This window comes from Acidobacteriota bacterium (assembly GCA_028875575.1).
GTDB lineage: Bacteria > Acidobacteriota > Terriglobia > Versatilivoradales > Versatilivoraceae > Versatilivorator.
This window is the reverse complement of record JAPPDF010000054.1, coordinates 38,609-61,397: the sequence shown is the minus strand read 5'-3', so window position 1 is coordinate 61,397 and position 22,789 is coordinate 38,609. Positions and strand designations below refer to the sequence as shown.

Genomic DNA, 22,789 nt, shown 5'->3' with positions numbered 1-22,789 from the left:
TTCGTGGAGACAACAGCATCGGACCGATTTTCGTCCTAACCGTTTGGAAGGTTGACCCTGTCCCGAACGACTGGAGAATTGCTGATGTCAGAATGGTTCAATAGATCCTGCCCGTGGGCTCTCGCTCTCCTGGTGGTGCTGCTGGCCGGCTCCGCTCCCCTGCCGGCCCAGCAGATCGACCAGGGCCCCTCCATCGACGTTGAAGAGTATGACGTCTCAGTCGAGCTCCGACCGTCGCAGCAGGAATTGCAAGCCGCCGCCACCCTCAAGTTCTCTTCCAGCCAGGACCGGTTGAGCCGCATTTCCCTGGAATTCAACGGCAATCTGACCGTAAAGCGGATATACCTTGCGGATCGGCCCCCGGCTCCCGGCAGCCTGTCACGGGCGTCCGCCCAAGGGCAGGTCGCTTACGGCCCAGAACGGGAGAAGGAAGGGGTGCCCTACCTGTCGCGGCGACGGCCCGCCGCCCCCAAGCCCGCCTCCAACCCCGAACTTCCCGCTCCTGACCCAGCCGCGCAGGATCCCAATCTGCTTGTATTTCAGCAGGATTTCGACCAGCACCTCCTGGAAGTCCAATTCCCTCGGTGGCTCGATTCGGGACAGGCCGCCTCCCTGGTGATCGAATATGACGGCAGGCTCTTCTCCGCCGAGCACTCTCCCCTATTCGGTGTCGCTACCGCCCGGGTAAGCGAGGACTTGTGTTACCTGCTGGACGTCAGTCGATGGTTTCCCACGCACGGATATCGTGAGGATCGGGCCAGGGCCACCTTTCGGGTGACGGTTCCCCGGGGTTACCTGGTTGCCATGGATGGGGAGCTGGTTTCCCTGGATCGGCAGGAGGAGCAGGAGACCTTCACCATCGTGAACCGGCAGCAGGACTTTCCCGGCTCGCTGGCGGCAGCCCCTTTCAATGAAATTCCGGTCCAGGTGGGCCCGGTGGAGTTGCGGTACTACGTCATGGACCACAAGCGGGATTTCCTGGATGCCCATACCCGGGTGATCGGCGAGCTGCTGGATCTCTACTCCGACAAGTTTGCGCCCTATCCCTCCCGGACCTTCAGGGTGGCGGTGATCGACGACGATTCCCTCTTGGGGTTTTCCTCGCCGGGCATTCAGTTCCTGGCCGACCGGGCCTTTGGTCCCGAGCCGAACGTCAACCTGCTGGCCAAGGAGATCTCCTATCAGTGGTGGGGTTCCCTCGTCGTTCCCCGGACCGAGCGGGACCTGTGGCTGAAAGAAGGATTCTCCTCCTACTCGGCCCTGCTCTATCAGGAAAGCGTTTCCAGCCCGGAGGAGTTTGCCGAACAGCTCAGGGAAGTCGCCGTGGCGGCCTTGCTCTATGAAGGCGAGTCCTCCATCCTCAACGCCAATCTTCTGGACCTCTACTCGCCCGAGTACAACTCCGTGCTCAAGAGCAAGGGAGCTTACGTCCTCCACATGCTTCGGGCGGTGATCGGCGACGAGAAGTGGTTTGAGCTGATGAAGCAATTCGTCTATGACTACGGTTACAAGACCGCCTCCATTGGAGACTTCAAGGCCCTGGCCGAGAAGATTTCGGAAACGGACCTGGGGTACTTCTTCTCCCAGTGGATTGAACAGACCGGCGTGCCCGAGTTCCAGTACGAATTCACCACTTACCGCATCAAGGACGGTTTCCGGGTGGATGGGGTCATCACGCAGGATCTGGACCTTTTCAAGATGCCAATGGAAATTCTGATCGAGACGGAGGGCGAGCCCGAGACCAAGCAGATCGAGGTCATGGGCACGGAGTCCTTCTTTTCGGTCGCAACCTTCGGAAAGCCGATCAGGGCGGTCATCGACCCCAACCATCGCCTGCTGCGGGTCTCCGACGACATTCACCTGGCTTCGCTCATCGCCAAGGGGGATGAGCTCAGAAGGATGGGTGAGTACACTGCAGCCATTTCCCAGTACCAACAGGCGATCGAGCTGAAAAAGAGAAGTTCCCTGGCCTTCTTCCGGATTGGCGAAGTATTCCTGGAGCAGCGCAGCACCCAATCCGCCGCCAACTCCTTCCGGGAGGCCCTCAACGGCGATCTGGACCCGCAGTGGATCGAAGTCTGGTGCTACGTCAACCTGGGCAAGATCTTCGATATGGCGGGTCAACGGGACCGGGCCCTCAACGAGTACCAGAAGGCCCTGGACACCAACGACAACACCCAGGGTGCCCAGCAGATCGCCCAGAAGCACATCGAGGAGCCCTACAAGTACCAGGGCCCCCGGGTGCTGATCCGATAATCTGCAGCAGCCTGCCTCAGAGAGGGCGTGACTCCTCCCGTTCCATCGCCCTCTTGCCACCCTTTTTACCCTCCCTCGAGTTCGTGCCTGGAATTGCCGGGAACCGGCAGCGCGTTTCGTTTGGACGGCACCCCCCTGCTCTGCAGTTTTTCTTGATCAGGCGTGGTCAAGGACAATCGTCTATCAAGAATATCGTCTGTGATATACTTATCGATTGGATATCTTTGAGGATATTATGAAAGTGTCCAAATGGGGAAATAGTCTCGCCGTTCGACTCCCCAAGACACTGGTTGAGGACCTCGGTCTGAAGCCGGGAGACCTGTTGGAGGTCGTATCGGCGGCGCCGAATCGCATCGCTGTGGCAAGAGATGAGCGGCGGGCGCTGGCTGTCGAACGCATGCGCGCTCGTGCATTGTCCATTCCCGACGATTATGTATTCGACCGTGAGGAGGCCAACTCCCGGTGATCGCGTTCCTCAACACCAACATTCTGATTTACGCCCAGGGCAGCGGGGCCAAGAGCGAGGTGGCGCGACAGACAATCCTGGCGGGTGGGGTGATCAGTGTGCAGGTCCTGAGCGAGTTTGCTTCCGTTCTTCGCCGCAAGTTCGCCTTTGAGTGGGACGTTATCGACGAGGCTATCGCCGATCTGAGAACTGCGCTCGATCCGGTCCGTCCCATCGGTATCGAAACCCACACGGAAGCTGTTGCCTTGGCCCGATCGCACGGCTTCGGCTTCTATGACGCTCTGATTGTCGCCTCCGCGCTCGAAGCCGGATGCGACGTTCTGCTAACGGAGGACCTGCAGCCAGGCCGGCGCATCGCGAGTCTGACAATCCTCGATCCGTTCGCTTGACAGACCTCGGCAGGTTGCGGAGACCCGCCGCTGTGGCAACGGTGCAGCAGGAGTCTGTCCCCGGGAGCCGGGTCAAGCTTCACAGGGGGATTTGCGGTTTCCGGGAGGGGGGAGGGGAATCGACGGTGGTGGTGAAGACCTGGAGGGGTGCATGGCGCAGGGTTGTTTGACGGGAACGCCCGAACGAATTGGACTTGGCCGATGAAGCACACATGGACACTGCAGCAGTCCAACCCGCCGGTCTACCGGTGCAGTCGTTGCAACCAGGTCCTGCCTCTGGAAAGGAACAAGCAGCTACCCTGGGACGTCTGCCCGGCGAAGCAGTGGCCTGACCGGACCTGGCGAGCGGCAAATGTCGACTACGTTTCCTTCCCCAAGAAACCGCCGAAGCAACTGTTGCTTCCCTTCGAGTGAAGAAACAGGGGACGTCGTTGAATTACCCGGAAAACTCCGATCACACCGAAATCCGGAAGAGATCGAGGAGAGATCGGGCATGGATCCCCTACCAGGCAAACCACTCCAACGTCCACATCGCCAAGGCATTTCAGAACCTTCCATCCGATTGATTCCAATTGCTCCAAAACCTCCCTTGGTTACCTGGGATTCCCGCAGACCGGCGGGCTTTGCGGCGCTCCCGGTCCAATCCTGAAGGCGGTTCCCGGCCGCACCCGTCCGGTAGGAATGGGCGGGGTGCTGTGCTATGATTCGGCCACTCGCCGTAACCCTCCATTCGACGGGAATCCCGATGTCCAATACCGCGGAACGAAGGAGCCGGAACGTTTCAGCCGAAAGCCCCAGTCGGCTGCGGTCCGCCCTCAGACTCAAGGAGCAGGAAGTCGCCATCCTGCACCAGATCAGCCGGGCGATCAGCGGAAATCTGAACCTCAAAGACGTTCTGCACGAAATCGTCGATCTGGTAACCCACGTGACCAAGGGAGATTCCTGTCTCCTGTACCTTTTGGACCAGACCGGGGAAGAGTTGGTGCTGCGGGCCTCCAAGAACCCTCACCCCAGGATCATCGGCCGGATCAAGGTGAGGCTGGGGGAGGGAATTACCGGCTGGGTGGCTCAGGAGCGACAGCCGGTCGCCATCCAAAAGGACGCCAGCAACGATCCCCGCTTCAAACTGTTCCACAACCTTCCGGAAGATCGGTATCAGGCCTTTCTCTCGGTCCCGGTCATTACCAAGAACGAGGTGATCGGGGTCATCAACGTGCAGCACCGCCGTTCCCATCGCCATTCCTCCAGCGAGAAGACCCTGTTGATGACCATCGCCAACCAGGTCGGCGCTGCCATTGAAAACGCCCGCCTCTATGAAGAGGCCCGGAGGAAGGCCCTTCAGTTGGAGACCCTCTCCAACGTCAGCCAGACCATCACCTCCCACCATTTCCTGGACGAGATGCTCCAGTTCATCGTGGGCATGATCGCGGAGGCCATGAACTCTCCCATCTGCTCCATCATGTTGCTGGACGACGAGGGCAAGGAGCTGGAAATCAAGGCCACCCACAGCCTCAGTCAAGACTATGCCTCCAAGCCCAACCTTCCGGTCCACCGCAGCCTGCTGGGCCGGGTGGTGAAGGGCCGCAAGCCCCTGGTCATCCGCGACGTCACCCAGGAGCGGGGCTATGCCTATCGAGACCTGGCTCGCCGGGAAGGACTCCGCTCCCTGGTCTCGGTTCCGCTGATGATCAAGGACCTGGTCATTGGCGTGTTCAATCTCTACAGTTCCCAGGAGCGAAGCTTTTCGCGCGAGGAGATGCAGTTGTTGACCTCGGTGGCCAACCAGGCGGCCGTGGCCATTCAGAACGCCAAGCTCATGAGCGAAACCATCGCCATGAGGGAGGCCCTGGAGACCCGCAAGATCATCGAGCGGGCCAAGGGAATTCTGTTGAAGGAAGAGCGCTTGGCAGAGGCCGACGCCTACCGCCGCATTCAGCAAAAGAGCATGAAGCTGCGCAAGTCGATGCGGGAGATCTCGGAAGCCATCATCCTGGCCGCCGAGGTCAAGGGGTGAGGGGCGCGAGGAACGTCGAGATGGACGGAATCCCTGAAGTTTAGCCGTCGCTACAGGCGGTGGCAACGGCAAGAGCCCGGCACACGTCGTTCATTTTCTTCGACCCAAGCGTACCGACAAATTTCTTCAAGCGGGTCTTTTCGACCGTTTGGACGTGGTCCAGGTTAACGGCCGAATCCTTCTTCAACCCTTCTTCCACTCCCACAACAACCTCGCTTGGCGCTCCCCGAATCACGGATGTAACCGGCGCCACCATCACGGTGTGCAACAACTCGATGACTTCCGGACGGGTCAGCACCAGGACCGGCCGAGGCTTTTCCGGACGAGAGAGGGAAAGTAACCAAATTTCACCACGTCTTATTCTTCCATCCATGCAGCTTCACCCTCCCACCCCTTGAATTCTTTCCCGAGGTCAGCATTGGCGCCATATGCCTTTCGGTACTGACGGGCGATCTCGACTCGGCTTTGACGGGCCAGGTATTCTGATGTGGCACGGCGAAGAACTGCGGATCGTCCAATCTTCTGTACTTCTTCAGCCTTGTCGAGTCTGGCCAACAACTCTTCATCCATCGTAATCTGTATGGTCTTAATAGCTATATTATATGTGGCACCATGCGGTGTACCAATGGAGTTCTTTCGCCGCAACCTCCAACAGATCGAGAGGTTCGCCGACCACTGTCGGGTGGTAACAGGGGACGCAGTTGGATTGCCGGCAAGTTCCGGGACATGGCTGTCGGTCGACGCCTGAGGTCCCGAGAACTTTCTTGGTCTGGATTTGGCGAAGCAGCCTTCTTTCTCATCCCTCGACCCTCGGAGGGATGCCCTAAGGCGTTGAGCGCGACAATGTGCCGGGATACAATTCAGTCGATCCGTGCGCGATTGGCGAACGAATGCCGAGAGGCGTTGAGCAGCGGGTCCATGGAACATGGCGGAACCACGGAACATCTCGTTGACTGTCCCTTGCTGAAGCCAGGTGGGCACAACCCGAATCGGTCATCGCTCATTATTCCTGTCAGATATTCGTCGGGACGATCAGAATGATCACCCAGAAACGTTTTCCCATAGGCAGTCGCGAGCGGCCCCTCCAGGTGGCCATCGTGGGCTCCGGTCCTTCGGGGTTCTACACGGCCGACACCCTCTTGAAGCAGAAGGATCTTCACCTGAAGGTGGACATGTTCGAACGCATGGCCATGCCCTACGGGCTGGTGCGCTACGGTGTGGCCCCCGATCACCAGAAAACCAAGCAGGTGATTCGCATCTACGAAGCCACGGCCAGGGATCCGCGCTTCCGATTCTTCGGAAACGTCCAGGTAGGCCGCGATCTGCAGGTGAAAGAACTGCAGGAGCACTACGATCAGATTGTTTATGCCGTCGGATGTGAGTCGGACCGGCGGTTGGACATCCCGGGAGAGGATCTGCCGGGCAGCCACACGGCCACGGCGTTTGTGGCCTGGTACAACGGGCATCCCGATCATCGGGACGACCTGTTCGATCTGTCCGCACGGCGAGTGGCGGTAGTGGGCGTAGGCAACGTGGCCATGGACGTCACGCGAATCCTGGTGCAGGATCCGGAAGGCTTGGCCTCGACCGACATCGCCGAGCACGCTCTGCAATCCCTTCGCAAGAGCTCGGTCGAAGAGGTAGTGGTGTTGGGGCGCCGGGGACCGGTCCAGGCCAAGTTCACTCCCAAGGAGATCCGTGAGATCGGCGACCTGCCTGGTGTGGATCTGGCGGTCAGACCCCGGGACCTGGAATTGGACCCGTTTTCAAGGTCCCAACTGGAGAAGGGAGGGGCTGCGCGCCGCAATTTCGAGTACTTGAAGGAGCAGGCCAGCCAGGGGACCAGTCGTGGGCGACGCCGCGTCCGCCTGCGCTTTTTCACCTCACCGGTGGAGATTCTGGAGAAGCGGGGTCGGGTCGCCTCCGTCCGGATGGAACGGAATCGCCTGGTTTGGGATGAACAGGGACAATCCCGTTGCGTAGGCACCGGAGTGTTCGAGAGCATTGAAGCGGGCCTGGTCTTTCGGTCGGTGGGATATCGGGGAATCCCGATTCCAGGCATCCCTTTCGACGAACGCAAGGGCTTGATTCCCAACGCGGCGGGGCGGGTCCTTCGCCCCCCCGGCGACGAGAACGGGACCTCCGAGTACGTGGTGGGCTGGATCAAGCGAGGCCCTTCCGGTCTCATTGGAGCCAACAAGCGGGACTCGGCCGAAACGGTCCGTGGGATGATGGAAGATCTTCAGGGCCGGGAGGCCAGGTCTCTTCCGGAGGGGAATCATGAGGTCTTGGAAGGTCTCCTCATGGAGCGAGAAAGCCGGCCCATCAACTTTCAGGACTGGCAACTCATCGACGCGGAGGAGCAGGAGCGAGGCCGAAAGCGGGGCAAGGTGAGGGAAAAGATCACGGACCCGGACGAAGTTGTCTCGCTGTTGAGACAGGGGAAGCCCCTGAAAGAAGGCAAGTTGCCGGCTTGACGGGCTCTTGCCTGTTTCGAGACAAGGGACGCCTTGTCCTTGACCAAGTCATGCCTCCCTCTTGTTCAGATTCATATGTGGTGATCCTGGATTTGGCGGGAGTTTATGGTCACCACTACCTTTGATCGCCTTACCACCGACTGCCAGGTGAATACCATCACAGAACATCCGATGAGGAGTTGGCGGATTCGTGCCACTCTTCTTGTGGTAGCGACGGGATGGGTATTCTCCGGCTCCACGGCTCGAGCGAACGACTTTTACCTGCGAGTCGGGGGCAGCCTCGAAGCGGCTGAGGAAACGCGGTTCAAGGATAAATCCTGTTCGAGCACCTCTCCAGCGGCCTTATACGGCTGTGGGACAGGCAACGACGGCGCACCCAAGAGTACGCTGGGCGATTTCGGCACAATGGCCGGCTTCGAACTCGGGATTGGCCGCTTGGTGACCCCTGTCTTGAGGCTGGAAACCGTCCTGCAGCACCGCCCGAGCTTTTCCTTCAAGGGCCGCGCCAATTTTGTCCAAACGACAGCCAGGCAGACTGTCTCTGCGGACTTGTCCTCCCTTTCCGGCATGGTTGCCGCCTATGTGGATCTCCCACGGTTGGGTCTGAGCAGGTTCGGCCCGTTTGTCGGCGCCGGCGCCGGCGTTTCTCGAATTGACATCGGCGAAACCCGCATGGAGTTTCCAAAAACGGCAACCATTGTTCCAGGTGGACGACGGGTCGGAATCGCCCGCATGCTGATGGCAGGGGTCGGAATAACACTGACCGAGACGGTGACGCTCGATCTCGGCTATCGCTACAGGAATTCCGGCACTGCTGAAACCGGCAGAGCCACGGGACGGATCGTTTGGCATGACGGGAGCCGGGAACCACTGGAGCTCAGCCTCGCCGAGACGCGGGCAAGGGTGTCGAGCCAAGGACTCTGGGTATCCCTGCGCTATGGGTTCTGAAGGTATTTCTCACAGGGAACATACACTCTTGAGAAGAGTGCAGGCTGGCAGTGAGAAACGTGGGCTACGGCGCAAACATTTCACCCAGGACATGCAGGACTTTTTATGCGGCCTTGTCGTTGATTTTTCCCAGGCGTCGAAGCAGGCGCGATTTGTCGATCGTGCGAATCTGATCCAGGACGATTTGCCCGCTTTTCTGTTGGAAGAGGACGGGGATGCGGGTGGGGTAGCGAGCACCTCTTGTTGTCAGTGGGGCAACGATGACCGTGCCAATGTGTTGGTTCATCTCGTCGGGAGAAATCACGACGCATGGGCGGGTTTTCCGAGTCTCGTGCCCTTTAGTGGGATCGAGTCCTGCCAGATAAACCTCAAAGCGGGCAACTACCATTCCCACTCCGTGGTGTCCCATCGGGTAGCTGACAGAAATTCTTCATCAAGAAGCGCGTCGTCCCCTTGTTCGCGCATTTGGCGGAAGGCGTCATCCCAACCGGCCCGGGTCGGTGTAGCCGGACGAATGACCAGGTGGTCTTGGCGGGGTACCAGTTCGACTTCGTCGTTGAAACGGTACTGTTCCACGAGAACTTTGGGTATGCGTATGCCACGCGAGTTGCCAATCCGTATCAGAGCGGCTTTCACGGGAAGCCTCCACGTTAGTAAAGTAATTACAATGTATTTACAACAAAGGACAGAGGCTGTTAAAACAAAATGAGGTCTCTTCCTATCCGTCCCCTCCCATCATTGATTTCTCGCGGGCCAAGCCTGAGCCGTAGTCTCCCTCGTAGACCATGACAAAGCCCTTGGGGCCGACGAGTTCCTCCTCGGGCTCCAGGATCCGATCGAGGCCGTAGCCGAAGGAGACCTCGACCCGCCGGTCGCGCGCGGTTCCCACGGGTATGGTGAGTGTCCCCGCCTCGGGAGGCCGGCTGGCCACGGTCATTCCCATGACACTGTTCCAGAAGGCCACCCGTGCGAAACCGGGAGAAGCGGTGGTCACGGTCCGGGCGAAGTCGAGGTCGAGCAGGGGCTCGGTGCCATCTCCATGGACGAGCTGATCGTAGTGGAAGCACTGGAGGCCGTGTCGGGGGGCCTGGGCATCGGTCAGGGAAGCATCCATGCGGAAGAACTGGTTGGTGATTCCGGTGATTCGGATGGGGCGTTCCAAGTCCGGGTTGCGGTAGACGGCCCAGACCATGGCGATGTCCGGGTAGGCTTCGAAGAGCTCGACGACCATGGTCTTTTCGATCAGGATGTTCTCTTCGGTTTCTCCGAGACCGGTGATCTTGAGGCGCTTCCCGGGGCCGAAGCGGCCTCTCACCTCGGACAGGCCGATGTTCCGGTAGTCGACGTAGAAATCCAGGACGTCTTGTCCCTCAACCGCAATGAAGTGGCTGGGTTTGGCCAGGGTGGGATCGGGCGGGTTGTGGCTGAGAGCCAGGAGTTGTCCGTCCTGCCTGAAGAAGACACTGCAGTAGAGTTCCCGATCGAAGCGGATCTGAATGGAGGAGTGGCGGAACCATACCTCGCCCTCGGCCACGGCGGTATAGTGGATACCCTCCGATGTTGCCGTCTGTCGCTGGCCTCCGCCGCACCCCGGTCCGATAGTCCAGAGAAGAATTCCGCTCAGCACTGCCACCAGGCCGCGGGATGGGGTTGCGATTTCAGTTCGGCGAGGCCGTGACGGAGCCGTCGGTCTGGCGTGACCCCTGCGAATTCGATTTACGGGATTGGAAGGCATCATCATTGGTCCTGCTGCGAAGGGAATCCGGTTTTCCAACAAACGGCGCGGGGCTCCGGCTTTCTTCGCCATTGGAAAGCCGGCAGGCAAGCGTATCACGGAACCCTTTACCCGGAACGACTCGAACCGGCAGCGGGGGGCTCGACCTTCAGCAGGTAGTCCAGGCAGATCTGGGACCAGGTTTCCAGTTGGGAGCGCCGCCGCACCAGTTGCTTCAGGGTGAGGAAGCGAAGCTCGGTGATGGAGCCCTCCCCCTTGCTGACTTCGCGGTGGTCCAGCCGGCAGCGGTGCACGATTCCCAGGTGGACCCGCCCCACCGGAGTGGAATCGTCGTTGAGAAGCCCCAACGGCTCGGTTGGGAAAACACCCTCCAGGGAGATTTCTTCCGATATTTCCCGCTGCAAGGCCGCCTCGTAAAACTCCCGGCCGCGATGGAACAGGCTTTCATCCGCGGGATTGATGTGGCCGCCAATTCCAATCGAACCCATGTGTACCAGGCGTTTTTCTCCCGAGGCCTTTCCCCGGACGTAGTGCAGCCAGCGGTCTCCCTTCTGGATCAGGACGTAGGGGATCAGTTGCTTGAACTCGGGGTCCTGCTCGGCCTGGGACCTGGGTCGGAAGCGGGAATTTCGCGGGTCCAGCAGCACGTCCAGCCGGGCCTCCACCTGCGGCTGAAACCCCTGCCCGATCTCCAAGGTCTCCAGCAATCGGCTGGGGACTCCCAGGACCATCTCGTCCTTCATAGCTCTCCCCGGTCGGCAACGCAGGCTTGAGGTTAGGTAGGATCTCCGGGAAATGCAACCCGGAATTTTGCCTTCCCGCGGGTGATCACGGGTTTCAAGTAGGAGCCGAGCCGAATGGCGAAGGCTGATGCGGTGGGGGGCAAGGGTCGGCTCCGGACCAGGCGGGACGCCCGCGCTCCCGGGGCCGCGGCTATGCTATATTGCCGGGTGGAGGCGAAAAGGGTCTGGTGACTCTCCTGGTCTTCAAAACCTGTGCGTCGCGACGATGTCGGGACGGGTGGGTTCGATTCCCACACGCCTCCGCCAGCCCCCTCTGAAGCTCCCGCCATGCAGGAATTGAAAGTGCTCATGGAAGCCGAGCGGTCCCGCCCCTGGGCGCGAACTCCGGCGCCGGAGTTGGCCGGCCGGCTGTTCGAAGTGGCGGAGGCCTTTTACACCCGGGGAGATTGCCTGGCCTCGGAGACCGAGGAACGGCTGGGCGTGCCTCCGGTCTCGGTCTGGTTCGAGTCCATTTTCCCCGCGGTTTGGGGCCTGCTTTCCACCGCCTCCTTTCTGGAGTCCCTGCATGGCTCGCTGGGCGAGATCGTTGCCGCCGAGCCGATAGCCACCGAGGAGTTCGCCGGGTCGCCGGCGTTGCGGCTGCTTCCCGCCAACCAATTCCAACGCCTGCTCTTGCCCGGCTTTTCGGGGCATGTCCTGCTGCGTCCTTCCCTGAACCTGCCGCCAAAGCAGCCCACCGAAGAGGGACTGGCCCTTTGCCTGCTGCCCTTCAACCTGGCCGGCATTGGCGCGCTGGACATCCTTCATCTGCTTTGCAACGGCCCCAGGAGGGTCCTGGCCAAGGTCTCCGAGAAGGCTCCATTTCTCAAGGGTCACCTTGAGAAGCTGTTCGAACCCCTGGTGTCCTGTGGGGCCTTGTCCTTTGTGCAGGGCGGACCCGACACCGGAGCGCAGTTGGCGGCGCGTCCTGAATTCGACCGGATCCACTTGACGGGCAGCGCACGGACGGATGCCGCGGTGCAGGCCATCGCGGGGCAGGACAAGGTCACCTGCGAACTGGGAGGAGTGACCCCGGCCATCGTCCTTCCTGAAGTCAATCGGGACAGACGTTATTTGGGCCAGGTGGCTCGGCAGGTGCTCTTCGGAGCCCTGGCCAACAACGGGCAGCACTGCGTCAGCTACCAGGTGGTGCTGGTCCCGGAATCCCTGCGGGGCGCTCTGGGTCAGGCGCTGGCCAGGGAGATGGCGCTGGTTTCCCGGCCGGGTGGCCTGGTCGGTCCCGACCGGCTGTTGATCGACGAGGCGGCGTCCTTCCGGGTGGCGGCCATGGTCGAGGACGCCCGCCGCCTGGGAGCCTCAGTGACCTCTATCGGGGAGAGGGCCCGGGGCCGCCGCTTCCCGGTGACGCTCCTGAGCGGGATCACCGAAGAGATGCGGATCTTTCGCGAGGAAGCCTTCGGTCCGGTGGTGGGTCTGGCAAGCCTGCCCGACAGGGACTTCTGCCGGAGGGTCCTTTCTCGGGCCAATCAGCCCGCTCTGGCGGGCGACCTGGGCGCCTCGGTGTTTACCCCGTTTCCGAGCTCGCAACCCGTTCGTCAGCTGGCCCGCGACCTCAAGCACGGGGTGGTGGCCATCAACAGCTATCCGGGGGTGGCTTATGCCACCTCTCTGCCCTGGGGCCCCGGCTGCGGGCAGGCCAGCGGCCGCGGCTGGGTTCACAATTTCCGGTTCCTGGACGAGGCCCGGATGGAGAAGGTGGTGCTGGCGGCGCCGCTGGGAAGGAAAGGGCTGGGACCGCTCGCCTGGGAGGACCCCTGGCTCCCCAATGTCACGGGCGATGGCCCGCTTCGCCTGGCCAAGGCCCTGGTGCGGTCGGCCCTGGCCTGGTTCCGGAAGCAGCCCTGCCGCCTGTTGGCCTCGCAGTGGGACCTGGTTCCAGCCTTGATCGGACGCGAGCTCGACGCCCGCCGCAGTGACCGTATTCTATGAGGGGCCGGCGTGTCCGGAGGGGTGGGACCGCAGATTCTCGGCCACCGGCTCGGCGATGATGCGGTGTACCCGTTCCATCAGGGCGGGGACCTCCTGCGGGCGCAGGTCCCTGGTCTGGATGGTTTCGTGCAGGTGCACGGTGATTTGGGAGGGGTAGAGCATGGAGCTTCCCTTGCGGGAGAACTGGAACGATCCGCAAATGCTCATGGGAACGATGGGAGCGCCCAGCCGCTGGGCGATGACGAAGGCGCCCTTTTGGAAGGGTCCGACCCGGCCGTCCAGGGTTCGCGACCCCTCGGCAAACACGACCACGCTGATTCGATCCTGCAGGTGGGAGCGGACCCGGTTCAACAGGGCCTTGAACTGGGAGGGGCCTCCGCGCCTGCTGACCGGAATGTTGCCGAATCGGCTCATCATCCATCCGTAGACGGGGATCTTGAAGTGGGACTCCAGCTCCAGTCCTCGAACGAACTGAGGGATTGCGCAGTAGACCACAAAGGCGTCGAAGATGTTCACGTGGTTGCAGATGAAGATGCTGGTCTGATCGGGGTCGAAACCCGGGGCCCACCGTTTCCGGAAACGGACGCCTGCCAGTCGAACGATATTGCGGCAGAGGATCCTCTGGGGCCGGTCGTTCCAGCGTGGGTCCACGAAGATGCCCAGCGCCACCAGGAAGGTGCAGACGGTGAAGAAGTGAAGGCTGCTGACCGCCCAGATCAGGCCGCAGCGCAGGGTCAAATAGAGTCGGCGCATGGAAGTATCCGATTCGATGGGCGAGGCCGCTTGCCTGACGGGGATTGGACAGCCTGGCGGCTGGGGGCTGCGGAGCCTCTCCGACTCACGCCGCCACCTGGAGAGCTCCCGGCAGGACCTGGATGGACTGCGGTCGGCAGACGATCACCTCGCCGTCGATCATGACCGGCGTGGGGCCCTCGAGGTCGAACTCGACCCGTGGGGCCGCGGCTCGCCAGATCAGCGGGTGCGCCATATGGGTTCCTGAGAAAATCCGAGGGAAGGTCTTCACGAACTCCCAGCGTCCGATAGCGCCGACCCGAGTGATTTCGATCAACCCGTCCGCGATGTCGGCTTGAGGGGCGATCATCATCTTTCCTCCGGTAAAGCGGCTGTTGGAGAAGGTCAGATAGGTGCAGGGTTGACGCTGGGTCTCTCCCTCCTCCTCCAATCGGAAGGGAAAGGTGGGGTAGCGCAGCCCCATCCAGCACCTCAGAATGGCCATCAGGTAGCCCAACTCTCCCCAGCCCTTGAAGCGCCGGTTGGTGAGCTCTCCGGCGTCCGCCGTGAAACCGATGCTGAGCAGATTGATGTAGTGCACCGCACCTGCCGCATGGGTCAGGCGCATCACGTCGCAGGGGCGTGAACGCTGGCCTACCAGCGCTTCCACGGCATGATCCAGTCCCCGGTCGCTGAAGTCCCTCAAAAAGGAATTCCCCGTCCCCAGGGGCAGAAATCCCAGGGTTACCGGATCCGATTCACCCTCCCGCGGAAAGAGGCCGTTGACCACTTCGAAGCTGGTTCCGTCTCCCCCCACGGCCAGAAATCGGCGGAAACCGCTCCGGTAGGCTTCGCGGCAGAGACTGGTGGCATGTTCGGCTCGTTGGGTTTCCACCGACTCCACGGGGACGCCTTGCGAGCGAAGCCGCTCCAGGGCCGCCGGAGCCTGCCGCCCGCAGCGCCCTCCGCCGGCAGCCGGATTGACGATGGCGAAGTAGGGTTTCATGGCTGGTCCGTGCCCCCGCCCCCCACAACAGGGCGGATCATACGAGGGTGAAACAACGATTATTGCTGGCCTATCGAGAACAACGACCCAGTCCCGTGAATCCGGATTCCCGGACTACTGAACATGGATAGACAGGATGCACAGGATAAACAGGACGAGACGCTTTCGCACAGGGAGCGGACTCGCTCAATGATCGGGTGGGTCTTCGAGGGGCTCCAGGAGCTCGGGAGCGGGATTCGGAATCCCGGTTGAAGCCTGGACGATGGTTGAGCGCACGGTGGTGGAGACTCTCGCCAAAAAATCCTGTATATCCTGTGCATCCATGTCAATCAACTCTCGACTCATGCTTGACTTTGAACCGGTTTCCCGCCAGGAGGCGCAGCGCTTGATTCAGCTTATGCCTAACCTGTCTATCCAATAACTCTCCACTCTCCACTCTTCACTCTCCACTTGCCTGTGCCCCTCAGAGGGAACGGACGTCTTCCGGGCCCATGCGGGCCGCAATGGCGTCGGCCAGCACCTGGCGTTTGATCTTGAGCGACGCCGTCCGCGGAAAGTCTTCCGGCCACATCAGGTAGCCCGAGAGCCGCTTGAAGTCGGGCAGCCTTCGGTTCCGGCGGCGCAGCTCCTCCAACACTTCTTCGGACGCCAGCGAGCTGCCCGCCTCCAGGTGGAACGCGATGATCAACTGTTCCCCGGTAAGGGCACGCCGCTTCCAGACGAAGTTGGCGGCAAAGATGCAAAGCTCCTTGACTTCAAGGCCGCTGAAGGCGTTCTCGATGTCCTCGGGATAGATGTTCTTGCCTCCCTCGGTGACCACCATGTTCTTGAGGCGGCCCACCAGTTGGAGGTGTCCGCTGGGATCCATGCGGCCCAAGTCGCCGGTCAGAAGCCAGCCGTCCTTGAAAGTCTCGGCCGTCAGCTCCGGCTCGTCCAGATAGCCTCGCATCAGTGTCTCGCTCCTGACGGCGATCTCGCCCACGCCGTCGGCGTCCGGGTCGAGCACCCGGATCTCCACTCCCGGCAGAGGCTTGCCCACCGTGTCGGGGCGAAAGGGATTGAGATCGTTTACGGTGACCGCCGTCCCGGCTTCGGTGAGGCCGTAGCCGTTGGCGACGGGAAGGCCCAGGTCATAGAAGAACTGCAGGGTTTCGGGGTCGGCAAAGGCTCCGCCGGTGATAAAGGCCACCAGCTCTCCACCCAGGGCCTGGTGGATCTGGGGTAGCAGCCGCCGGCTCAGGGCGGGTCTCGGCTTGCCGGCTGTCAGCAGGCGGTTGATCCCGATCAGGCGGTTCAGAACCCAGTGTCGAAAGGGTGGAAGCTCGGCGAACTTGGCCTTCATGCCGGTTTCCATGGCCTTCAGCACCATGGGAACCACGCTGACGTAGTTGATGCGGTAGAGAGGGAAGGCCGCCTTGAGGAATTCGGGCCGGAGCGTCCTCAAATGGATGACGGTGGCTCCGCAGATGAAGGGTCCGATGAAGCCCACCATGAAGTCGATGGCATGGTTGGTGGGCAGAATGCTGAGATAGCGCAGCCCCGGCCAGAAGGGATACCAGGTCATGAGCGACTGGCACTGCTTCAGGTAGTTGTCATGGGTCAGCATGCACCCCTTGGGCCGTCCGCCGGTTCCCGAGGAGTAGACGATGCAGGCCAGGTCCGAGCGGTCGCGGGGGACGAACTCGGGCGCGGGATCGGGACGGCAGTCCTCCCAGCGCCGAGCGCCGGAGAGTTCCGCATCCGGGGGGGCTTCGCTGACCAGGATGGTTTCGGGTCTGAAGTCCTCGGCCTTGATTTCCTTGGCCAAGGCCCGCCAGATCGGGTACTCGACGATCAGCACCTTGGCCTTGGCGTGAGCCAGCAGGGCAAGATGTTCCGAAGGGCTCAGCTTGTAGTCCAGGGGCACCAGCACGCCCCCGCTGTAGAAGACCGCATAGGCGGCGATGAGCCACTTGGACTGGTTGGACATCATGATGCTTGCCCGGTCTCCGGAAACGAACCCGGCGGCCTGCAGGGTGGCGGCAATGGGGCGGGCGGCCTCGCTGAAGTCCCGGTAGGACAGGCGGCAGTTTTCCCGGTCGCGGTCGGCTTCGATCAGAGCCGGATGATCCGTCCACTTGGAGGTGGAGGCCCGCAGGGCTTCTCCCAGAGAACGGTAGGGGGTCAGGTCGGGGGCGGCAATCTTCATCAGAGTCTGGAATCCACGCGCTCCGCCAGGGTTCGAAAATCGGTCACGCCCTGGAGCTCGTAGTCGGGAAGCTCGATGCTAAAGTGATTTTCCAGTTGGGTCAACAGATCCAGCGCCTGCAGGCTGTTGATCCCCAGCTTTTCGAAGAAGTCGTCGTCGCCGCTCAGTTGGCCGAGGGGAATTTGAAACCGCTCGGCGGCGAGCTGAAGGATCCGGTTCAGGGTTTCTTCTTGCGCGGGCATGAAAGGGTCTCCTTGGCTCAGGGCAGATAGGGTTGAACCTGGCTGCTCTCCACGAATTTGAGAAGGGCCGCTTCCACCTCGGGCCGATCGAAGAGAGCGCAGAAGGTTTCGATTTCCCTTTCGAGCTCCAGGTGAGGGATCGGTTTGATGAAGCGCTTGGCCTCGCGAGCCGCGCGCGCGTCGAATTTGGTTGCCTGGGTCGCGATCCCGCGGGCTGCCCTCAAGGCGTGACCCGGCGCCACCAGTTGGCTGACGAGCCCGGCAGCGGCCGCCTTGCCGGCGTTGATGCTCCGGCCGGTCAGGAGCAGGTCGCGGACCAGGGCGTTGCCCAGATCCCGCTTGAGTCGAGGAATTCCGCCGAACCCGGGGATCAGCCCCAGTCTCAATTCGGGGAAGCAGAACCGGGCGGTGCGGTCGGCCACAATCATATCGCAGGTCAGCGCCAGCTCGAACCCTCCCCCGAACACGACTCCGTGAACTGCCGCCACCGTGGTCAGCGGGATCTGGTCGATCCGATTGAACACCCGATGGATGCGTTCCAGAAAATCGCGAACCCCGGCGTTTCTTTCAGCCTTACCGAGTGACTGCAGCCCGAAATAGAGCTCCCTGAGGTCGGCTCCGGCGCTGAACCCGGCCTCCATCGAGCTGTGGACCACCAGAGCCTTGGCCCGGACCGCCTGTTCCTCCAGTGTCTGGACGAATCCCTCCAACTCCCTCAGCGCCAGCGACCCGATTTCGTTGCAGGGCTGCCGGTGCAGCCGCAGCTCGAAGATTTCATCGGCCAGATTGTAAGAAAGTGTCTTTCCTTGAAACAAGTTCATGGTGCTTGGTCTGCCTGAGGCGAAGCCGGGTTAGCCGGACACCATCCTGGCGTATAGGACGCGACTTGGTGAGAAATATGGGTTCACCACAAAAGGCACAAAACGAATTTTTAGTTTTGAGTCCTGACGATGCTCCACTCTTCTTGTGTTTTTGTGCCTCTTGTGGCCATTCTCGGCAAAGATCCCGTTGCCAAATTTCCCCTTAATGTCTCTCTTCGTGGTGCTTCACGGAACCTTCTTGAGCCATCTCCAACCCCTTAGTGGCCCTTCGTCATCCTTCGTGTGTCTTCGTGGATAACTCTTTTTTCCTTCCTGCTCTTCGTGGATTACCTCTCTATTGGGCTTCAGACTGGTAAAGAGCCTCGATCTCTTCCAGGAAATGCGCCTCGATGGCTGCTCGCCGCTGCTTTCCGTTGGCGGCAAGCAGGCCGTTTTCGATGCTGAAAGGCTCGGCGGCAATGTGGAACCGGCGAACCTGGCGGTAGTGCGGCAGTTGCCGGTTGACCTCTTCGATGACGCGAGCCGACTCGTCCCGGCTCACCGGTCCCGTCAGCAGGGCGGACAGGTGCTTGCGTCCGTTCCCGACCACCATCACCTGGGTCGAGGCCGGCAGGGCTTCCAGCAGACGCTCCTCGATGGGCTCGGGGCTGATGTTGTGCCCCCCGGTGGTGATGATGATGTTCTTCATTCTTCCCACGATTTTCCAGTTTCCGGTGGCGTCCACCTCACCCTGGTCACCGGTACGGAACCACCCCTCCCGGAAGACGTCCCGGTTGGCCTCGGGGCGATTCCAGTATCCCGGAAAGATGTTGGGGCCCTTCACCAGAATTTCCCCCTCCTCGCTCAACCGCATTTCGATGCCCCGGATGGCCGGACCCACACGGCCCGCCGTCACCCGGTGCACGTCGTCCATGGTGCAGATGGCGGTGGTTTCGGTCAATCCATACACCTGCAGGACCGGAATCCCGATCATCTGAAAGAACTGCTGGGTCTCCTCGGCCAGGGGGGCGGAACCGCAGATGAGGGCCCGCAGACCGGACCCGATGCGGTCTCGGATCTTGGCGAATACCAGCCGTGTCGCCAGGGCCAGCCAGATCCTGTCGAACGGCCGGGACCCGTTCTCCTGTTGGCGAAACCAGGCCGATTGACCTCGGCTGAAGAGCAGCAGTCCCACGCCGCCGCCTGCCCTGATCTTTTCCTCGACGCCGGTTCGGATCCGTTCCAGCAGGGCGGGGACGTTCAGCATGTATTGGGGGGCCGCCAGTTTCCACTCGTCGGCCAGACGGTTGAGGTCCGTCGACAACATCAGGTTGTTGTTGCGATAGAGGCAGGTGAGCAGCAGGATCCAGGAGCCCGCGAAACAGAGGGGCAGGTAGTGGAAGACACGATCATCTCCCTTCCCGGGGACGCCCTGCATCAGCTCTTCCAGGCGAGCCGTGGTCCGCTGCAGCATGAAGGCGATATTGTCGCCGTTGAGCATGACTCCCTTGGGCTCGCCCGAGGTGCCCGAGGTGTAGATGATGGTCACCACCTCCAGCCGGTCTGGCGCCTCCTCGCCCACGACATCGCTTCCGTCGCCCGCATCGGGGGCCGACTCTACCAGAGCCTGCGAGTAATCGAGAACGGGCGGCAGGTCGCTCCAGCAGGAACGGATGGCTTCAATTTCTGAGGGGCCGGCGCAGCAGAGCAGGGAAACCCCGCAATCCTTCATCATGGCCACCAGTTCGTCCGGGGCCTGCCGGGAATAGAGAGGAACGGCCATGGCGCCCTCGGCCATGATCGCCAGGTTCATGGCGACCCAGCGGCTGCTGTTGGGGCCCAGCAGTCCGCAGCGGTCTCCGGGACGCAGTCCGGCTTCCCTCAGACGGCGTCTGGCCTGGCCGATCCAATCCAGGAGATCGGCTCCGCTGACCGAGTGGAGACCATCCTCCCGAACCTCTTGCAGGACCGTTTTCTGAGGGCTCCGGGAGAGATTGGAGAAAATTGTCTGTAGAAAGTTCATCTAGGTTAATGATGGATGATGAATGATGAATGATGAATAGTGATGAGGCTGGGTAGTGATTGAATCGACACGCCAAGCATCTTGTTGATCCTGTCGCACCTGTTAATGGAGTGCAGCCGGGTATATGTGGCAATGCCTATGAACCAGAGTACTCAGCGCCCCGTCGTATTCCTGCGTGGACAACCCTTTCCCCCATGCCCAACCCATCGACCAAAAAGCTCTTCACTCATCACTCATCCACTCATCATTCGTAAGTTTCGATCAAGTTGACCAGGTTGGAGCTCAAAGGCGGAAGATAGTCTTCCCAGGAGAGATGGCCGCTCCGAATGGGGAATTCGGGATAGCGCTCCAGCAGGTGATGCTGGAAGTAGACCCCCATGCGCGCCATCGCCTTCAGGTTCTTCACGACCGTCGCACCCAGGCTTGCCCGCATCTCCTCGGCCTGACTCAGTAATTTCGGCAGCAGGGCCTCCAACTTGGTCTCCAGATCGGGGTCATCGACCTCCAGCAGAAATTCCGAGTGTCCGCGCTCCCGCATCAGGTTGCGCAGGCGTTCATCCATGGTGATGCCCAGCGAAGCCACGCCGGCGGGCATGCTGGTGACCACTCCATGAAACCGTGAAGAAACGAGCAGGTGGCACTGCCTCAGGATGCTCACCAACTGGTACATGTCGAACTGGTCGGCGATAAAGCAGGGGGCGCCTCCCAGGCTATGGCTGATTTTCTCGCAGCTGATTCGATCCAGCGCCTCCATGCCGATTAATACCGGAAACACCTGGTGTTTCTTCCGGAAAGCTTGGATGCCGCGGCTCCAGGCATCGATATAGCGCTGAAAAGAGGCCCTGACCTCGGCGTTGTCGTGATGGAAGTAAATGGAACGGTAGTGGCTGGCCTTGTACAACCCCAACAGGGTACGGGCGGTAAACTTGGCCAGCGAAGGTCGCACCGGCCACCAGAAGGGATTGATGGGGCATAGCCCCAATATTGGGGTGCGTCCGTCCCAACCGGCGGCCATCAACTGCTTTTCCCCGTATTCCGGGCCGTGAGGTTCAAAGGTCCAGGCCGTATCGGTCCCCAACTCCGTCGGCACCCCCAGTCCACCCAGAATTCCCTGGGATTCCTCGTTGCGGGTGATGACCAGCGAATCGGAACAGAAACGCCGGCACATGGACTTCAGAAAGCGGTCCATGTCGCCGGCTTCCGCCCCATATCCCACCGAAAGCCGGTTGTGGGCGGCGGCAATTCCCAGGCAGCCGATCATCATGGCGCTGAGGGCGTTGGCGAACTTGCTCTTGAACATCGAGCCCTCGCATGCCAGAACCCCGTGATAACGGCCGACCTCGCGAAAGAGGAATGGTGGAAAGACATCCGGCAGCTTGACCTGGCGCACCGAATCGAAATAACCGCGGGACCACTCCAGGTTGTGCGAAAGCACGCTCAAATCCAGGTTGGAGTCGCCAAGCACGTGGCGAACCTGGCGGATCATCTCCTGGACCCGGACATCGGCCCCGGTATTGCGGTTTCCGTTGTAACCGGCAAACAGCAGGCGCAGCGGGGTTCCAGGCGTCCAGGACTCCCCCGATCCCAGCATCCATCTCAGCTTGGAGAGCTCGATCAGGCTGCTGACCCACAGCTCCAGTCCCAGGTCCATCATGGGGCAGCCCCCCTCTCAGGCCATTCCCGGTAGGGATAGGTGAAGTCGTTCCTGGTGGCGAACTGATAGAGAGGATAGCAGTAATCGGTGAAAGATGCGGGGCTTGTTCCCGTTTCCCGCACCACCCGGCTGTTGTCGAAGACCGTGTTCCAATGCAGGTATGGAAGAAAGACCTGCATGAGGCTGGCCAGATAGCCCACCGAAGTTCCCCGGCGCCGGGCCAGCCAGCCCACCAGGGAGTTGACGGGGCGGATCAGCGAGGGAGCGTAGGTGGGCCGGCGGCGATTTCGGACGGCGCTCAAGGCGTTGGTAATGTCCTGGCAGGTGGGGGAGCTTCTGCCGGAAGAAAGATGGTAGGTGTCGAAGCGGGGACTCTCTTTCTGGTGCAGATTCGCCACCGCCTCGGCCACGAAGTCCACGTTGACGATGTCCAGGCGGTCGCCGGCCCGCAGTGGCAGCAGTGGCAGCCCCGCCAGGAAGGCGAAGGCCTGGACCATGTCGAACTGGGTGGTCTCCGCCCGCCGGCTGTCGCCCAGCACGATGCTGGGGCGAAATATGGTCAGCGGAGTTTCCGGCAAAAGCTCCCGGATCAGGTGTTCGCAGAACTTCTTGGTGCGGGCGTAGGGATCGTAGTCGGACCGGTTCCAGTCAATGGCCTGCTCTTCCTCGACGACTTCATCCTGGCGGAATCCAGCCACCGCCACCGTGCTGATGTGGCTGAATCGCTTCAGGCCGTGGTCCGCGGAGATGGCTTGGGCCAGCTTGACGACTTCCAGGGTCCCTCGAAGATTGATGTTCAGGCAGGATTTTTCCGATTTGCGGTTGAGAGAGGCCGCCACATGCAGGATTGAATCGGCGTTCTTGACCAGGTGGCGATACTGGTCCGGACTGAAGCCGAATCCTTCTTCAGTGAGGTCGCCGGTCAGCACCTCGATACCGGTATTCAGGTGGTGGTGGAAGCGGTCGAAGTCCAGGTGCAGCTGAAAGGCTCGCCAAAGGCGCTGGGCCGCGGCTTCGCGGTTGGGGGCCCGAACCAGAAGAATGAGGCGTTGGTGGTGTTTTTCCAGCAACTCGCTGGCAATGTGAGCGCCGAGGTAACCTGTGGATCCCGTGAGGAAGATGCCCAT

General features: G+C 61.2%; 21 protein-coding genes and 1 tRNA gene. 9 read left to right on the top strand and 13 right to left on the bottom strand.

All coding sequences use genetic code 11. The features are described 5' to 3' along the window. Positions 1-84 precede the first annotated feature (84 nt). From OXI69_08685 to OXI69_08665, 5 genes are all read left to right on the top strand, one after another. Positions 85-2,256, top strand: a complete 2,172-nt coding sequence (locus OXI69_08685) for a M1 family aminopeptidase (protein MDE2666213.1) — start codon at positions 85-87, stop codon at positions 2,254-2,256. 235 nt (positions 2,257-2,491) lie between these two features. Further along, positions 2,492-2,722, top strand: a complete 231-nt coding sequence (locus OXI69_08680; GenBank protein MDE2666212.1) for an AbrB/MazE/SpoVT family DNA-binding domain-containing protein — start codon at positions 2,492-2,494, stop codon at positions 2,720-2,722. Next, positions 2,719-3,111, top strand: coding sequence for a PIN domain-containing protein (locus OXI69_08675; protein MDE2666211.1), 393 nt, complete (start codon positions 2,719-2,721; stop codon positions 3,109-3,111). The genes OXI69_08680 and OXI69_08675 overlap by 4 nt, the downstream gene beginning before the upstream one ends. Before the next feature lie 201 nt (positions 3,112-3,312). After that, the gene (locus tag OXI69_08670) at positions 3,313-3,525 is read left to right on the top strand and encodes a hypothetical protein (protein ID MDE2666210.1); all 213 of its coding nucleotides are present in this window, start codon (positions 3,313-3,315) and stop codon (positions 3,523-3,525) included. 331 nt (positions 3,526-3,856) lie between these two features. Continuing rightward, positions 3,857-5,125: a GAF domain-containing protein gene (locus OXI69_08665; protein MDE2666209.1), complete on the top strand. Its 1,269-nt coding sequence runs from the start codon at positions 3,857-3,859 to the stop codon at positions 5,123-5,125. A 40-nt stretch (positions 5,126-5,165) separates the two neighbouring features. On the opposite strand, the gene OXI69_08660 is transcribed toward OXI69_08665, so the two are convergent. Next, complete coding sequence (locus OXI69_08660) at positions 5,166-5,498, bottom strand: type II toxin-antitoxin system PemK/MazF family toxin (protein MDE2666208.1); 333 nt, start codon at positions 5,496-5,498, stop codon at positions 5,166-5,168. Positions 5,499-6,162: 664 nt separating this feature from the next. On the opposite strand from OXI69_08660, the gene OXI69_08655 reads away from it, so the two are divergent. After that, entirely contained in the window at positions 6,163-7,602 is a 1,440-nt protein-coding gene (locus OXI69_08655) for an FAD-dependent oxidoreductase (protein ID MDE2666207.1), read from the top strand. Between the two features lie 171 nt (positions 7,603-7,773). Further along, positions 7,774-8,550, top strand: coding sequence for an outer membrane beta-barrel protein (locus OXI69_08650; protein ID MDE2666206.1), 777 nt, complete (start codon positions 7,774-7,776; stop codon positions 8,548-8,550). Positions 8,551-8,653: 103 nt separating this feature from the next. Here the strand turns inward: OXI69_08650 and OXI69_08645 are convergent, their stop codons facing one another. From OXI69_08645 to OXI69_08630, 4 genes are all read right to left on the bottom strand, one after another. Beyond that, on the bottom strand, positions 8,654-8,938 hold the full coding sequence (locus OXI69_08645) for a type II toxin-antitoxin system PemK/MazF family toxin (protein MDE2666205.1): 285 nt from the start codon (positions 8,936-8,938) through the stop codon (positions 8,654-8,656). Next, positions 8,932-9,186: an AbrB/MazE/SpoVT family DNA-binding domain-containing protein gene (locus OXI69_08640; GenBank protein ID MDE2666204.1), complete on the bottom strand. Its 255-nt coding sequence runs from the start codon at positions 9,184-9,186 to the stop codon at positions 8,932-8,934. Before OXI69_08640 ends, OXI69_08645 begins: the two co-directional genes overlap by 7 nt. A gap of 82 nt (positions 9,187-9,268) precedes the next feature. Then, the gene (locus OXI69_08635; protein ID MDE2666203.1) at positions 9,269-10,183 is read right to left on the bottom strand and encodes a hypothetical protein; all 915 of its coding nucleotides are present in this window, start codon (positions 10,181-10,183) and stop codon (positions 9,269-9,271) included. 209 nt (positions 10,184-10,392) lie between these two features. Further along, positions 10,393-11,028: a hypothetical protein gene (locus OXI69_08630; GenBank protein ID MDE2666202.1), complete on the bottom strand. Its 636-nt coding sequence runs from the start codon at positions 11,026-11,028 to the stop codon at positions 10,393-10,395. Positions 11,029-11,237: 209 nt separating this feature from the next. Between OXI69_08630 and OXI69_08625 the strand changes: the two genes are divergently transcribed. Both OXI69_08625 and OXI69_08620 read left to right on the top strand, forming a co-directional pair. After that, positions 11,238-11,334: transfer RNA gene (locus OXI69_08625), tRNA-Sec, on the top strand. A 21-nt stretch (positions 11,335-11,355) separates the two neighbouring features. Further along, positions 11,356-13,017, top strand: a complete 1,662-nt coding sequence (locus OXI69_08620; GenBank protein MDE2666201.1) for an aldehyde dehydrogenase family protein — start codon at positions 11,356-11,358, stop codon at positions 13,015-13,017. Here OXI69_08620 and OXI69_08615 read toward each other — a convergent pair. The 8 genes from OXI69_08615 to OXI69_08580 all read right to left on the bottom strand — a co-directional run bounded on the left by OXI69_08615 (position 13,012) and on the right by OXI69_08580 (position 22,789). Next, positions 13,012-13,770: a lysophospholipid acyltransferase family protein gene (locus tag OXI69_08615; GenBank protein MDE2666200.1), complete on the bottom strand. Its 759-nt coding sequence runs from the start codon at positions 13,768-13,770 to the stop codon at positions 13,012-13,014. The genes OXI69_08620 and OXI69_08615 overlap by 6 nt on opposite strands. A gap of 85 nt (positions 13,771-13,855) precedes the next feature. Continuing rightward, on the bottom strand, positions 13,856-14,755 hold the full coding sequence (locus OXI69_08610; protein MDE2666199.1) for a diacylglycerol kinase family lipid kinase: 900 nt from the start codon (positions 14,753-14,755) through the stop codon (positions 13,856-13,858). Between the two features lie 463 nt (positions 14,756-15,218). Beyond that, positions 15,219-16,943: an AMP-binding protein gene (locus tag OXI69_08605; GenBank protein ID MDE2666198.1), complete on the bottom strand. Its 1,725-nt coding sequence runs from the start codon at positions 16,941-16,943 to the stop codon at positions 15,219-15,221. Next, positions 16,943-17,185, bottom strand: a complete 243-nt coding sequence (locus OXI69_08600; protein ID MDE2666197.1) for an acyl carrier protein — start codon at positions 17,183-17,185, stop codon at positions 16,943-16,945. The genes OXI69_08605 and OXI69_08600 overlap by 1 nt, the downstream gene beginning before the upstream one ends. A 17-nt stretch (positions 17,186-17,202) precedes the next feature. Next, positions 17,203-18,006 carry an enoyl-CoA hydratase/isomerase family protein gene (locus OXI69_08595; protein MDE2666196.1) on the bottom strand — a complete coding sequence of 268 codons (804 nt, stop codon included), beginning with the start codon at positions 18,004-18,006 and terminating at the stop codon, positions 17,203-17,205. Positions 18,007-18,340: 334 nt separating this feature from the next. After that, complete coding sequence (locus OXI69_08590; protein MDE2666195.1) at positions 18,341-20,008, bottom strand: AMP-binding protein; 1,668 nt, start codon at positions 20,006-20,008, stop codon at positions 18,341-18,343. A 244-nt stretch (positions 20,009-20,252) separates the two neighbouring features. Further along, on the bottom strand, positions 20,253-21,662 hold the full coding sequence (locus OXI69_08585) for a polysaccharide pyruvyl transferase family protein (GenBank protein MDE2666194.1): 1,410 nt from the start codon (positions 21,660-21,662) through the stop codon (positions 20,253-20,255). Then, entirely contained in the window at positions 21,659-22,789 is a 1,131-nt protein-coding gene (locus OXI69_08580) for an SDR family oxidoreductase (protein ID MDE2666193.1), read from the bottom strand. Before OXI69_08580 ends, OXI69_08585 begins: the two co-directional genes overlap by 4 nt.

Excerpts from the sequence above, each read along its gene's own strand:
- OXI69_08595 (MDE2666196.1), bottom strand. The coding sequence starts at position 18,006 with ATGAACTTGTTTCAAGGAAAGACACTTTCTTACAATCTGGCCGATGAA.
- OXI69_08585 (MDE2666194.1), bottom strand. The coding sequence starts at position 21,662 with ATGATGGACCTGGGACTGGAGCTGTGGGTCAGCAGCCTGATCGAGCTC.
- OXI69_08605 (MDE2666198.1), bottom strand. The coding sequence starts at position 16,943 with ATGAAGATTGCCGCCCCCGACCTGACCCCCTACCGTTCTCTGGGAGAA.
- OXI69_08620 (MDE2666201.1), top strand. The coding sequence starts at position 11,356 with ATGCAGGAATTGAAAGTGCTCATGGAAGCCGAGCGGTCCCGCCCCTGG.
- OXI69_08630 (MDE2666202.1), bottom strand. The coding sequence starts at position 11,028 with ATGAAGGACGAGATGGTCCTGGGAGTCCCCAGCCGATTGCTGGAGACC.
- OXI69_08610 (MDE2666199.1), bottom strand. The coding sequence starts at position 14,755 with ATGAAACCCTACTTCGCCATCGTCAATCCGGCTGCCGGCGGAGGGCGC.
- OXI69_08590 (MDE2666195.1), bottom strand. The coding sequence starts at position 20,008 with ATGAACTTTCTACAGACAATTTTCTCCAATCTCTCCCGGAGCCCTCAG.
- OXI69_08650 (MDE2666206.1), top strand. The coding sequence starts at position 7,774 with ATGAGGAGTTGGCGGATTCGTGCCACTCTTCTTGTGGTAGCGACGGGA.
- OXI69_08580 (MDE2666193.1), bottom strand. The coding sequence starts at position 22,789 with ATGGGCATCTTCCTCACGGGATCCACAGGTTACCTCGGCGCTCACATT.
- OXI69_08615 (MDE2666200.1), bottom strand. The coding sequence starts at position 13,770 with ATGCGCCGACTCTATTTGACCCTGCGCTGCGGCCTGATCTGGGCGGTC.
- OXI69_08670 (MDE2666210.1), top strand. The coding sequence starts at position 3,313 with ATGAAGCACACATGGACACTGCAGCAGTCCAACCCGCCGGTCTACCGG.
- OXI69_08660 (MDE2666208.1), bottom strand. The coding sequence starts at position 5,498 with ATGGATGGAAGAATAAGACGTGGTGAAATTTGGTTACTTTCCCTCTCT.
- OXI69_08685 (MDE2666213.1), top strand. The coding sequence starts at position 85 with ATGTCAGAATGGTTCAATAGATCCTGCCCGTGGGCTCTCGCTCTCCTG.
- OXI69_08665 (MDE2666209.1), top strand. The coding sequence starts at position 3,857 with ATGTCCAATACCGCGGAACGAAGGAGCCGGAACGTTTCAGCCGAAAGC.
- OXI69_08645 (MDE2666205.1), bottom strand. The coding sequence starts at position 8,938 with ATGGTAGTTGCCCGCTTTGAGGTTTATCTGGCAGGACTCGATCCCACT.
- OXI69_08600 (MDE2666197.1), bottom strand. The coding sequence starts at position 17,185 with ATGCCCGCGCAAGAAGAAACCCTGAACCGGATCCTTCAGCTCGCCGCC.
- OXI69_08655 (MDE2666207.1), top strand. The coding sequence starts at position 6,163 with ATGATCACCCAGAAACGTTTTCCCATAGGCAGTCGCGAGCGGCCCCTC.
- OXI69_08680 (MDE2666212.1), top strand. The coding sequence starts at position 2,492 with ATGAAAGTGTCCAAATGGGGAAATAGTCTCGCCGTTCGACTCCCCAAG.